This window comes from Abiotrophia defectiva ATCC 49176 (assembly GCF_000160075.2).
GTDB classification, from domain to species: Bacteria; Bacillota; Bacilli; order Lactobacillales; family Aerococcaceae; genus Abiotrophia; species Abiotrophia defectiva.
The window spans coordinates 45,550-57,913 of the sequence record NZ_KI535341.1 but is presented as its reverse complement, the minus strand read 5'-3'; the positions used below and the strand labels follow the sequence as shown (position 1 = coordinate 57,913).

At 44.9% G+C, this 12,364-nt stretch carries 13 protein-coding genes; 11 read left to right on the top strand and 2 right to left on the bottom strand.

What is annotated here, in order from left to right; translation table 11 throughout:
• The first annotated feature begins 4 nt into the window (after positions 1 to 4).
• The 11 genes from lacD to GCWU000182_RS07630 all read left to right on the top strand — a co-directional run bounded on the left by lacD (position 5) and on the right by GCWU000182_RS07630 (position 10,165).
• Entirely contained in the window at positions 5 to 1,000 is a 996-nt protein-coding gene (lacD, locus tag GCWU000182_RS07680) for a tagatose-bisphosphate aldolase (protein WP_035364788.1), read from the top strand.
• A gap of 163 nt (positions 1,001 to 1,163) precedes the next feature.
• Positions 1,164 to 1,517: a Spx/MgsR family RNA polymerase-binding regulatory protein gene (locus GCWU000182_RS07675; RefSeq protein WP_035364786.1), complete on the top strand. Its 354-nt coding sequence runs from the start codon at positions 1,164 to 1,166 to the stop codon at positions 1,515 to 1,517.
• Between the two features lie 36 nt (positions 1,518 to 1,553).
• A complete protein-coding gene (locus GCWU000182_RS07670; protein WP_023392253.1) occupies positions 1,554 to 2,588 on the top strand; it encodes a hypothetical protein in 1,035 nt (344 codons plus the stop codon).
• A gap of 20 nt (positions 2,589 to 2,608) precedes the next feature.
• Complete coding sequence (locus GCWU000182_RS09705) at positions 2,609 to 3,343, top strand: CPBP family intramembrane glutamic endopeptidase (RefSeq protein WP_023392252.1); 735 nt, start codon at positions 2,609 to 2,611, stop codon at positions 3,341 to 3,343.
• A gap of 11 nt (positions 3,344 to 3,354) precedes the next feature.
• The gene (locus tag GCWU000182_RS07660; RefSeq protein ID WP_023392251.1) at positions 3,355 to 3,735 is read left to right on the top strand and encodes an ArsR/SmtB family transcription factor; all 381 of its coding nucleotides are present in this window, start codon (positions 3,355 to 3,357) and stop codon (positions 3,733 to 3,735) included.
• Positions 3,736 to 3,982: 247 nt separating this feature from the next.
• Positions 3,983 to 5,281, top strand: coding sequence for a S1C family serine protease (locus GCWU000182_RS07655; RefSeq protein ID WP_023392250.1), 1,299 nt, complete (start codon positions 3,983 to 3,985; stop codon positions 5,279 to 5,281).
• Between the two features lie 198 nt (positions 5,282 to 5,479).
• Positions 5,480 to 6,505: a phosphate/phosphite/phosphonate ABC transporter substrate-binding protein gene (locus tag GCWU000182_RS07650; protein WP_023392249.1), complete on the top strand. Its 1,026-nt coding sequence runs from the start codon at positions 5,480 to 5,482 to the stop codon at positions 6,503 to 6,505.
• Between the two features lie 128 nt (positions 6,506 to 6,633).
• Positions 6,634 to 7,380: a phosphonate ABC transporter ATP-binding protein gene (gene phnC / locus GCWU000182_RS07645; protein ID WP_023392248.1), complete on the top strand. Its 747-nt coding sequence runs from the start codon at positions 6,634 to 6,636 to the stop codon at positions 7,378 to 7,380.
• 12 nt (positions 7,381 to 7,392) lie between these two features.
• A complete protein-coding gene (gene phnE, locus GCWU000182_RS07640; RefSeq protein ID WP_035364784.1) occupies positions 7,393 to 8,217 on the top strand; it encodes a phosphonate ABC transporter, permease protein PhnE in 825 nt (274 codons plus the stop codon).
• Positions 8,218 to 8,229: 12 nt separating this feature from the next.
• Positions 8,230 to 9,039, top strand: a complete 810-nt coding sequence (gene phnE, locus GCWU000182_RS07635) for a phosphonate ABC transporter, permease protein PhnE (RefSeq protein WP_023392246.1) — start codon at positions 8,230 to 8,232, stop codon at positions 9,037 to 9,039.
• 214 nt (positions 9,040 to 9,253) lie between these two features.
• Positions 9,254 to 10,165 carry an LPXTG cell wall anchor domain-containing protein gene (locus tag GCWU000182_RS07630; protein WP_023392245.1) on the top strand — a complete coding sequence of 304 codons (912 nt, stop codon included), beginning with the start codon at positions 9,254 to 9,256 and terminating at the stop codon, positions 10,163 to 10,165.
• 59 nt (positions 10,166 to 10,224) lie between these two features.
• On the opposite strand, the gene GCWU000182_RS07625 is transcribed toward GCWU000182_RS07630, so the two are convergent.
• Together GCWU000182_RS07625 and GCWU000182_RS07620 are read right to left on the bottom strand one after the other, a co-directional pair.
• Complete coding sequence (locus GCWU000182_RS07625) at positions 10,225 to 10,911, bottom strand: potassium channel family protein (protein ID WP_023392244.1); 687 nt, start codon at positions 10,909 to 10,911, stop codon at positions 10,225 to 10,227.
• Between the two features lie 21 nt (positions 10,912 to 10,932).
• A complete protein-coding gene (locus GCWU000182_RS07620) occupies positions 10,933 to 12,309 on the bottom strand; it encodes a TrkH family potassium uptake protein (RefSeq protein WP_023392243.1) in 1,377 nt (458 codons plus the stop codon).
• Between the last annotated feature and the right edge of the window lie 55 nt (positions 12,310 to 12,364).

Sequence of the window (12,364 nt, the reverse complement as noted above, 5' to 3'; positions counted from 1 at the left end):
AATGATGAGACAAGTATCAAAAGCCAAATACGAAAAATTACAACAACTATCGACTGAATCAGGAGTTATCTCAGCCTTAGCCATTGACCAACGTGGTTCCTTACGTAAGATGATTGCTTCAGGTGGCGGTGTTGAAGATGTGCAACGCGCTGTTGAAGACTTTAAGATTGCCATTTCCGAAGAATTGACACCATACGCATCGTCTATTCTCTTAGATCCAGAGTATGGTTTACCTGCGGCGGCACGTCGTTCAATCGACGCGGGCTTGCTCTTAGCCTATGAAGAAACTGGCTATGATGCATCTGAACCTGGGCGTTTACCAGACTTGTTGCCTGAGTGGTCTGCATACCGCCTCAAAGAACAAGGGGCAGATGCGGTTAAGTTCCTGCTCTACTATGATGTAGATGAAGACGATGCGATCAATGAACGCAAGCATGCTTTCGTTGAGCGGATTGGTTCTGAATGTGAAGCGGAAGAAATTCCTTTCTTCTTAGAGATTGTGACCTATGATGCGACCCTAAACGATGAGAAAGGGGCAGAGTTTGCTAAGGAGAAACCACATAAAGTGCTAGAAGCCATGAAGATTTTCTCCCACAAACGCTACCATGTTGATGTCTTGAAGGTAGAAGTGCCTGTTAATATGAAATTTGTGGAAGGTTTTGCGGAGGGGCAAGTAGTCTATAGCCGTCCAGAAGCCCTCAAACTCTTTAAAGAACAAAGCGAGGTAACCCATCTGCCATACATCTACCTCAGTGCAGGTGTCTCTGCGCAACTCTTCCAAGAAACCCTGGACTTCGCCAAGGAAGCAGGTGCCGAATTCAACGGGGTGCTTTGTGGTCGGGCTACTTGGAAGGATGCTGTGCCTGTCTTTGCTTCAGAAGGTGAACAAGCTTGTCGTGACTGGCTGGAATCTCAAGGTAAGGCCAATATTGAAGCTCTTAACCAAGTCCTCGCCCGTACGGCAACACCATGGACTAAGCGCTTATCAGTCTTGGATTAAGTGAGCTAATACTAGGCGCCCTCTCCTCTTAGTTAGGAGGGGGCTTTTTGTGTCTAGCGATTATCCTTAGTTTTTCTTAGTTTTTTATGGTAGAATGAGAGTTATAGAATATCAAATACCTACTTGAATGTTGCTTGGCCAAGTAGAGCTAGGAGGAAAGTCCATGGAATTAATCGGTCTAAAAAAATGTTCGACTTGCCGGGAGGTGGAGCGACTACTTGAGGCCCAAGGCCTTACTTATCACTATCGCGAGATTAATGTGGATCGTCCTAGTGCACAAGAGCTAAAAACTTGGTATCAACAGGCAGGTCTTAGCTCGACCAAGAAGCTAGTCAATACGAGTGGTCAACTCTACCGTGGCATGGGCCTTAAAGACCGTTGGGATGACTTAAGCTCGGACCAGCAATTCGAGCTTCTGGCGACCGACGGCATGCTAGTCAAACGTCCTATTCTGTTGACGGATCAGGGACAGGTATTTGTCGGCCCAGATGTCAAAGCCTATTTAAACCAGCGCTAACGCTACTCTTTCCCCACAATAAAGGAGTTAAAGCCTATGAAATTATCACTTAAAAAATGTGCCCTTGCCCTAATCTTAGCCAACCAACTCTTAGTGGTGCCACAGGCCCTTTCCCAGATTGGTGCGCAAGAACGCCAAGATTTATCGCCTGTGACCCAGTTTGGCTCAGAACAAGCCAGTCAGCCGAAGAGTGAGAGTTCCAACTCTAGTGAGTCCTCTAGTCAGCAAGAGGATCCCAATAAAGACTTACCAGAGATTAAAATAGAGCAGCCAGAAACAATCCTAACTGCTCTCTATCACGACCAGGCGCGTGTAGTCATGAATGTGGCCTTAATCGATGGCCGTGATAATGGCCAACCTAAGGGGAAAACCTTGGTTACCATCAATTCTGGTGACATGCGTTACTTACATCAAACAGATTCGCACGCCCTACCTTTTACTGCCATGATGAAGCTATCAGAGGGCAAGGTGACGGCTGCTTGGCAGGCAGTTGAAGATTTGATGGGCTTTGCCAAGCAAGTGGCTAATAGTCAAGCAGAGGCCGTTAAGGATACAGCTCTAGATAAATTAGCTCATTTGGATGAGAGCAAGACCGCTACACTCAAAGATAAATTTGTGGCCTTAGATTCTACGGAACAGGCCCAAACTAGCTATGAAATTAGCCAAGATTGGCAAGCCTTCTATCAAGCAGTCCTGACGGATTGGCTAGCGAGCCAACCCCAACCAAGCAAGAAAGACAACCAAGTGTTAAGCTATGAGTTATCGGATGAGGCCGGTAAGCAGTTGACGGCTATTATGAAGAAGCATCAAGCTGACTTTCCAAGACTCAAGGAAACCTTTGATTTGTTCACCGATGATTACGATGGGACCATCAGCTTGGACTATGCCAATAAAAAAATCTCAGTTGGCCTGATTCAAGGTAAGGTGGCGCTAGAGTACCATTTAGATTTGAAAGCTACTTCCCTGACGGAACCGACAGGGGATGCAGTCTTAAGTCAAGCACAATTCAATGAAGTCTTAGGTGCGGACTGGTTCCAAGGCCTTATCCAATTGGAAAAGTTGATCAACTAAGCGAGAGGAGTTGAGGGCGCATGTGGCAAAAATTAAACCAAGCTTGGCAAGATCCGGTTAAGGATAGCTGGTGGAAGGTGCTTTTGCTAATAGGCGTCTATCTAACTAGCCAAATATTAGCTGTGACTGGCTTGATCCAGTATGGTCTGGCTCGGTCAGGGCTCGAGTCCTATGATTTAGTAGGAGCGGATTTGAGTGACCTGGCCTATATACAGCCCTGGACCTTTGTCATTATGGAGGCGGTTGGGCTAGTCGTCCTAATCTTGGGCATTTCTATTTTTGGTTTTAAGCTCTTTGATTGGACGATCAATAAATGGAAGCTCTTAATAGGCGGGTTTGCTGTTTATGGGATCATGTATGGCTACCTGACTCTTTATGACCAAGTCCTGATTGCCTATAATCCAGCCTTTGAAACCACTCAGAATCAGGCTGCCTTACGGATATCTACGCAAGGAGCCCCATTCCTACTGACTTTTTTAGCCTTGTCCATATTGGGTCCAATTGTTGAAGAAATACTCTTCAGAGGCTTATTGATGAAGTACTTATTGCCTCAACTGCCCTGGCTAGGGCTGGGGATTTCTAGTGTGATTTTTGGGCTCTTGCACCGACCAGCTAATGTGTTAGAATGGGGCCTATACGCTGGCATGGGTCTAATTTTCGGGCTGACTTATTTGAAGACCAGACGACTTGAATATACCATCTGTGTCCATATCATTAATAACTGTGTGGCCGTCATGATGATGTATGGCCTATAAGGAGGGAAGACATGGCAGAATATGAATGTTTAGAAGAACAAGTAATTAGTACGGAATGTGAGCGGCTCAAGGAAGTCATGGATCCAGATCAACTGGCTGCTCAGGCGGCACTTTTCAAGGTTTTGGGTGACCTCAACCGAGTGAAGATTATGCATGTCTTGACAGTTTATGAACGCCTCTGCGTTTATGAAATTTCGCGTCTAATTGATGCGACTGTGGCGACCACGTCTCACCATCTGATTACTTTGCGTAAACACGGCATTATCCGTTCGGAGAAGGAAGGCAAGCATGTAATCTATTCTTTGGATAGCCAGCTAGTTAGCAAATTCATCGATTTAGCTAACCGCATGCGAGGCCGTTGTCCAAAATGTGGTAAGATACATGAATGCTAGACATTAAGATAGGACTAGGGGCTTGCCTCTGGTCCTTTTTTGTGTGAACAAGACAGGGTAGAAAATAGCTAATCCTCGCAATCAAAATATGAATGAAATTGCCGTGAAATGGGCCTAAAAATCTGGATTCTTTACCAATTAAATAACTGCTTTGTAATATAATTTTCAAATTCTTTTCACATGTCGATGTTAGGATAGAAGCATCAGGAAAAACAATAAACTCATATGAGAGAAAAGAGGAAGTTCGATGAAAAGCAGAAAATTTATTAAATTAGTCGTGGGTTCTTTAACAGGGGGAGCGCTTATCTTAAGTGGCCTAGCCTTGCAAAATGTCGTAACACCGACGGCTTCTCAGAATCAAACCAATACAGTCCAAGCTCAAGGAACAGCCAGTGAATTTGAAGAGACCATTATGAAGGCTGTTGAGAAGGCTAAAGACTCTGTCGTGTCGATCCAAAACTACCAGAAAGAAAGCCAACAAAATAATTTATATGGCTATGGCACGGGTGGTGAAAACCAAGTGGATTTGGAAGACCCAAGTGCCTCCCAAAAATTAGCGGGTGAGGGTAGTGGCGTCATCTATAAGATTGACGGTGATACAGCCTATTTGGTAACCAATAACCACGTGGTGGAAAATGCTGATTCCCTTAAAGTCAAATTAGCTGATGGGACCACAGAAGATGGGGAATTGGTTGGCCGTGATGCCGTGTCCGACTTAGCTGTCGTCAAGATTTCGTCCAAGAATGTTAAATCAGCCATTAAGTTCGCTGACTCTGACGCAACTAAGGTGGGGAGCATCGCCATCGCTATTGGCTCGCCTCTAGGCAGCAAGTTCTCTAACTCCGTAACTCAAGGGATTATTTCGGGTCAATCACGGATTGTGCCAATGGACCTCAACAAAGACGGCCAAGCCGATATTGAGACTACGCTCATTCAAACCTCGGCAGCTATCAACCCTGGTAACTCTGGTGGTGCCTTACTCAATAAGGACGGCGATCTAGTGGGTATCAACTCTAGCAAGTTCTCGAATGTTGACGTCGAAGGAATGGGCTTCGCTATTCCGTCCAAAGAAGTTCAACGTGTCATTGCCCAACTTGAAAAAGATGGCAAAGTCACTCGACCATTCATCGGGATTAGTCAAAATGACTTAGCTAACATCACCAGCCGATCTAAGACCGAAATCCTCAAACTCAAGTCTGATCAAACGGACGGTGTTGTGGTAACAGATACTGTCAAAGGCTCACCAGCTGAAACAGCCGGCCTCAAAAAATATGACGTCATCACCAAGATTGGCGATAAAGAGATCAAGAATATCTTGGAATTACGTCGGGAGCTCTATGCTTATAATGTAGGTGACAAAGTAGAGTTAACCGTCCTAAGAGAAGGGAAGGAAACCAAAGTCCAAGTCACTCTCGGTGCCCAACCTGAGCAACAAAGTACCAATAATCTCCAACAATATCAACAAGGCCAACAAGGTCAAGGACAAGAGCAAGAGAACGGCCAAGAAGGCCAAACTCCACGCCTACCATTCCCAGGCCAACGTTAGTAGTCAATAATGATAGCCCACACCTCCGGCAAGGAGGCGTGGGCTTTTTATGATTGATTAAGCCAGGGTCAAAAAACACGAACGTTTGAAAAATAAAACCAGCGAAAAGGCACTTTTGATAATTTATTTCTTGCCGGAAGATAAGGGGGTGTTATAATTTGGGTAGAATCTATTATTTTTGTTGGAGGGATCCTTAAAATGAAAAAAAGCCTGAAGCTTTTTGCCATCTTCACCTTAATTGCGACCTTTGTGGCCGGATTAATCGCACCGTTTACTGCCAAGGCGGCAGAGAAAATTGACACGATTAAGATTGGTTTCGTGCCGTCACGTAACCCAGACGAAATCGTAACATCGACTGAACCGCTCAAGCAATTATTGAAAGACGAACTTGCTAAAAATGGTTTTGAAGTTGAGAACGTAGAAATCACAGTAGGGACTAACTTTGAAGCTGTAGGGGAAGGATTAGCATCAGGGACTCTTGACTATGGTTTTATCCCATCAGGGACTTATGTTCTCTTTTCTGATGATGTGGAAGTTCTCCTAACTGCTACTCGTCAAGGGCTTAACAAAAATTCCACTGAACCAAAAGAATGGAATGACAAGAAAGCAACTGAACCTACTGATGAGCAAGTTACCTTCTACAAGGGCTTGATTTTAGCAGGCCCATCTGCTAAAGGTAAAGAATTAGCTGAGAAAGTCAACAAGGGGGAAAAGTTAACTTGGGACGACCTCAACTCTGCTAAATGGACTGTTCTCTCCTCTTCATCAGCATCAGGTTACATTTACCCAACCCTCTGGCTCAAAGAAAACTTTGGTAAGAAGATTACCGATTTAGCTAACGTGGTACAATCTGATTCTTACACCAATGCCATGACACGTTTGGCTGCTGAACAAGTGGATATTGTTGTTGGTTATGCTGACTTACGTCGCGACAACGTTGACAAGTGGCAAAAAGAAATGGGCGCTTCAGCACCTATCTGGGAAGCAACTAACGTTATCGGTGTAACACCAGACATCGTCAATGATACTGTATCTGCTAGCAAGACTTCTACAACTGTTTCACCTGAATTGAACGAAGCAATCAAGAAATCCTTGATGGATATTGCTAAGACCGAAGAAGGTAAGAAAGTCATCAAGATTTACAACCACACCGGTTATAAAGAAGCCAAAGACGAAGACTACAACAAAGAGCGCGAAGCGCAAAAATTAATTAAGGGCAACTAGTCCGCATGACGCTCAAGACGGCAGAGTCTCCGTGAGGCTCTGCTCTTTTTGTGATAAGAGAGCACAGACAGAAGTAGCTTAAAGGATTGCTTCTTGTCTGCCATTATAATGAGGAGAGAGGATTACACATGATAGAGTTCAAGAATGTCTCTAAGCGCTATCCCAACGGGGTGACTGCTCTGAAGAATGTCAACTTGACCATAGAGCAAGGAGAATTTGTTGGGATTATCGGTTTGTCAGGTGCGGGGAAATCTACCCTAATCCGGACCATCAACTGCATGCACCCTATTAGTGAAGGGGAGCTAACAGTTAATGGGACCAATGTAAGTCAATTGAAAGGCCAAAGCTTACGCCGTTTTCGCCGTAAAATTGGCATGATCTTCCAGTCTTTTAACCTAGTAACGCGGGCATCTGTCATCAGCAATGTGATGAATGCCTTTGTGCCAGATATTCCTTTTTGGCGGGTTCTCATTGGTTACTATAAGAAGGAAGAAGAAATTCGAGCGCTGACCGCTTTGGACCGCGTAGGGATTTTAGAAAAAGCCTACACTCGGGTAGACCAACTATCTGGGGGCCAACAACAACGAGTGGCCCTGGCACGCACGCTGGCGCAGAACCCAGAGATTATTCTAGCCGATGAACCGGTCGCAGCTCTAGACCCTGTGACAGCCAAAGCCGTAATGGAAGACTTCCAAGCTATTAACCAAGATGATAAGATCTCGATTTTACTCAATATTCACCATGTGGAATTAGCCTTGGAATACTGTGATCGTATCATTGGTATTCGTGATGGGGAAGTTGTCTATGACGGACCTTCTGACCAAGTCACACCTGAAATCTTGGATGTGATTTACAAGGGCCAAGCGATTGAATAGGGGGATATGATGATGAATGCATTCTGGCATCGTATGTGGGGACCGAAAACCCGAACCCTACCCAATGGTAAAACCGTCAGCAAGAAACGTTCTCTAACCTGGCTTTATCTCATCTTGGTTGTCCTAGCTTTCTATTATTCTATAGAACTTACTGGCTTCAAAATGTCCACCTTACTCAAGCGAGGAAATCAATTCTTTGTTATTTTAGGACGGATGTATCCGCCTAATTGGGATTACTGGGCTTCTGTTCAGGGACCGCTATTAGATACCATTAAAATGTCTATCTTAGGCTCTGTCATTGGCGCCTTACTGGCCATTCCAGTCGCTGTGGTTGCTTCCTATAACATGGTTGTTAACCGGTGGATTACTGGCTCTATGAAATTAGTTCTTAGCTTGATTCGGACAGTGCCGACATTGATTTACGCCAGTGTTTTGACGCTGGTTTTTGGGATTGGGACTTTTGCTGGGACGGTGGCCATTGCCATCTTCACCTTCTCCTTTATGGCTAAGCAACTCTATGAAATGATTGAAACGGTTGATATGAAACCATTTGAAGCCATGGAAGCCCTAGGTGCTAACCGGGTTTATAGTTTTCTAGGCGCTATTTTGCCGCAAGTCTTACCTTCCTATCTTGCTTCTTCCCTTTATACTTTTGAAGGGAATGTCCGTCACGCAGCCATTCTGGGATGGGTTGGTGCTGGTGGGATTGGGGTCATCTTGAATGAGAAGATTGCTTGGCGTGAGTATACAAATTTAGGTATGATTTTAGTTGCCCTCTATGTGACAGTCCTGATTATCGAGTATACCAGTCGCTACTTGCGCTCTAAACTAACTTAGGAGGTTCGGATCATGATTAATAAAATTAACGAAATGTATGAATCACGTACCTCAGACAAGTATTTCAAGGCCTTATGGGTGCTTGGTTTAGTAATTCTCATTGTTTGGTCCTGGTCAGCTTTGGGCTCTATTGATATTTCTGAAAAGGGCCCGACCATTGCCTTCAATATTATTAGCGGGATTTTCCACCCTAACTTGGAAACCTTACTTGGTTTAGGTGAGAGTGGCGTACTCCACTTGCTCCTAGAAACGGCAGCTATTGCTTTCATGGGAACCATTGTAGGGGCTGTATTCTCTATTCCTTTGGCTTTTCTCGCTTCACGTAAGGTCATGCCAATGCCCATTACCGTCATTACACGCCTCTTCGTAATGGCAGTTCGGACCATCCCAAGTTTCGTTTATGGGCTCATGTTTATCCGTGTAACCGGCCCAGGTGCTTTTGCTGGGGTCATGACCCTATCAGTTACCTCGATTGGGATGATTTCTAAGCTCTTCTCGGAAACCATTGATGATTTAGACGATTCCATACTCGAGGCGCTTGATGCTGCGGGGTGTTCTACCTTCCAGAAAATTCGCTGCGGGATTATTCCTCAACTCTGGTCTAGTCTAATCTCTACCCTAATTTTCCGTTTCGACATGAACCTACGTGACGCCACGATTTTAGGGGTTGTTGGAGCCGGCGGGATCGGGGCACCATTGACTTTTGCGATTAACGGTTATAAATGGGATGAAGTGGGTGCCATCTTAATTGGCTTAATTGCCTTTATCCTGATTGTTGAGTATAGCTCTAGTTACATCCGCAAACGTTTGACCCAAGGTTAAATTGAAGCTTTGAGCTCCTGTGAAAACAGGGGCTCTTTTTATTTCTGTAACATTTATGTAACAATTCGGATTGCCGATTTAGGCCGGTAATAAGCGAAATGTTGCGAATTTATGAATTATTCGGGAAATAAATACTAAAAAACAAAGATCCGCTTGTAATCTTTCTGTAACAGAGTTACAATAAGTGTAACAAAAGGAAAGGAAGCGATTCACCATGAAAAAGTGGTCGAAAGGAATCTTAGTTTTGGGTTTAGTTGCCAGTGTTTTAGGTAGCTATCCAGTTGCAGCACAAGCCACTGCATCAAATAATGAGGCGGAGGCTAGCCAAGTAGCGCAAGCTAAGGAACACAGCATTGTGCGCTATGTTCTAGTTAATGCCCAAGATAATACAGAAGGGCTTGTTTTCTACTTCTTGGTAGAGGGTAATCGTGATCAAGCTGTCTCTGCGGCTCATAAGTGGCTAGTAGAACAAGGTCTTGAAAAAGATGGTATGGCGGGTGTTAAGGAATATAAACCAGCCAAAGAACGCGAAACGTCTGAAGGTTTGGTGACCGCTAGCGTTTATGATGCGAGTCAAACCATTCAAAATTTTGCGACGCTCAAGAAAAAATTCGATAGCTACTTAGCGCAGTTGCCACTGGAAGATGAAGCGGATAAACAAGTGCTGCCCGTTATTTCATTGCCAGCACCTAAGCCTGAACAAAAGCCAACAGAGAGCTCACAAGCTTCAGAATCTAAGCCAGCCGAATCCAAACCAGCAGAGACATCGCAAGCTTCAGAATCTAAGCCAGCCGAATCCAAACCAGCTGAGTCTTCCCAATCTTCAGCTTCTAAGCCAACTGAATCTAAACCAGCTGAATCTTCTCAATCCTCAGCTTCTAAGCCAAGTGAATCCAAGCCTAACGAGTCTTCAAAATCTAGTGAATCTAAGCCTGCTGAGTCTAAATCTGAATCAAAAGAAAGTCAAAGCTCAAGTAAGGTAGAGGTCAAGAAAGAAACCAAGAGAGAAAATAAGAAGGGCTTGCCAAACACTGGTGAAGTGGACCGCCTACCATTCTTGTTAGTGGGTGCTCTACTAGTCCTTGCAGCGATTGGCCTCGTCCTCATGCGTCGTCGCCGTTCCTAAATTTAATCCACTAGCAAAAAAGCCATGGTTTCAAACCATGGCTTTTTCTGATATCAAGTTTAGTCGTTAAAGTAACCTAAATAGTCATATTTCTCGAAGACATGAGAATTGGCCATCGCGACCAAAATGGTGTTGGCTTCAATTGGGTGGTTGATGGCAATAGAAGAATTCAACTTCTCACCTTTTTCTTCCCGCATACCAATTAGGTTGAGTTCATACTTGCGTCGTAAGTCTAGTTCTAAGACGGTCTTACCGACCCATGCATCAGGTGCTGTAAATTCGACAATCGAGGTATCATCGTCTAATCGTAGTACTTCGTCAATCTTATTACGGAGAATTTTAGATGCTAAACGTACACCAGAGTCACGTTCAGGAGAGACCACTACATGGACGCCCACTTCATAGAGAACCTCTTCAAAGGTTAAGCTACGAGCCTTACCCACGATCCGAGGGACACCTAATTTTTTACAGTGCATAGCTGCTAGTACAGAGCTTTCCAAGTTAGTACCGGTCGCGATAATGACAATGTCACATTCCTTAACGCCGATATTTTTCAAGAAGTCATAGTCGGTAATGTCGCCGACAGCCGCCTTAGTAACATAGTCTGCCACGTCTTGGACATTGGCTTGTCGGTTGTCAATGGCGATAACATCTACATCGTATTTGCTAAGTTCTTTAGCGACGGTACGGCCAAAGACCCCCAGGCCTAAGACGCCAATAATCCGAGTATTAAGTTTTGGTTTCATAAGTGTACAGATCCTTTCTGATTAGCCGATTAATACATCAGTATCGGCATAGTGAATTTCTTTGCGGTCACGTTGGAGCAAGCTGAGGAAGACGGTAAAGGGACCTACCCGGCCCAAGAACATCATGCCCATAATAATGATGCGCCCCCAAGTTGTGAGTTGCGAGGTAATCCCTGCCGAAGAACCCACAGTGGCCATAGCAGAAATGGCCTCGAAGAGAAGATGGTAAGGATTGAGATTTGGATGCTCCAAGAGTAAGAGCGAATAGCCAATCATTAAGACCGTGAAGAAAAAGAGAATGATGGTCATAGCTTGCTTAACGGCGCTGGCTGGAATAACCCGTTTATGGAAAGTTACTTCAGTGTGGCCCTTGAGTTCGGAACGGAAGAGTAAGAACATGATGGCAGCTGTAGTGACCTTAATACCACCAGCTGTACCACCTGGGGCCCCCCCAATTAACATGAGAATCATATAGACCAGATTGGTGAAGGGATGGGTCGCTTCATAGTTCAAAGTCGAGAAGCCGGCCGTACGGAAGGCAGCAGACTGGAAGAAAGAAATCATCCACTGCTGGAAGATATTATAATTACCGATAGTTGAGCCATGTCTGAGTTCTGATAGCCAAGTGATAAGGGCTCCGCCAAATAACAAGGTAGCAGTTGCTATCAGCGCTAGGCGTGAGTGGGAACTCAAACGGCGGAAACTCAAACGCAAGAGGCGTGGACGAGAATGGAAGTAGTGATTTAACCTTTCGCTCAGCTCGGCCCAGACGGTGAAACCAATCCCCCCTGCAATAATGAGTAAGGCAACTGTAAAGTTAACCGTTGGGTTGAGAACAAAGTCTTGGAGACTGTTGCTGCCTAGGTTGTCAAAACCAGCATTACAGAAGGCAGAAACCGCAACAAAAACGGCATTGAAGGCGCCTTTTGCCCAGCCGTAGCGGGGAATGAAGTCCGTCATCAGAACTAGGGCGCCAATGGCCTCTACTGCAAAGGTGAAGCGATAGGCGTTAAAGAGAAAGTTCTTGTAGTTGTCATTAGTGTTACGGTTAAGGGCCATCTGTAAGGTGGTCTGGCTCTTAAGCGAAATGCGACGTTTCAGATAGAAGAGGCTGACAGAAATGAGCGTGATCAGCCCTAAGCCCCCAATCTGCATAAGGATAATGCCGACTATTTGGCCGAAGACGGTATAGGTGTCCTTAATGGATAGGACGGTCAAGCCCGTCACGCAGACCATGGAGACAGCAGTAAAGAGATGGTCTAAATAAGTTTGATGAGTTCCTGGCTGGTTGGAAATAGGCAACCAGAGGAGAAAGCTCCCGGTTAAAATAACCACCAGAAAGCTAACGGTAAGCTTCTGGGTTGCGGTCCATTTGCTCGGGGAGAATAGATCTTGCATAGCGAGAACCTCGATTCTAATTCAATTCCCTATTATCATACAAAAAATCGCCGAA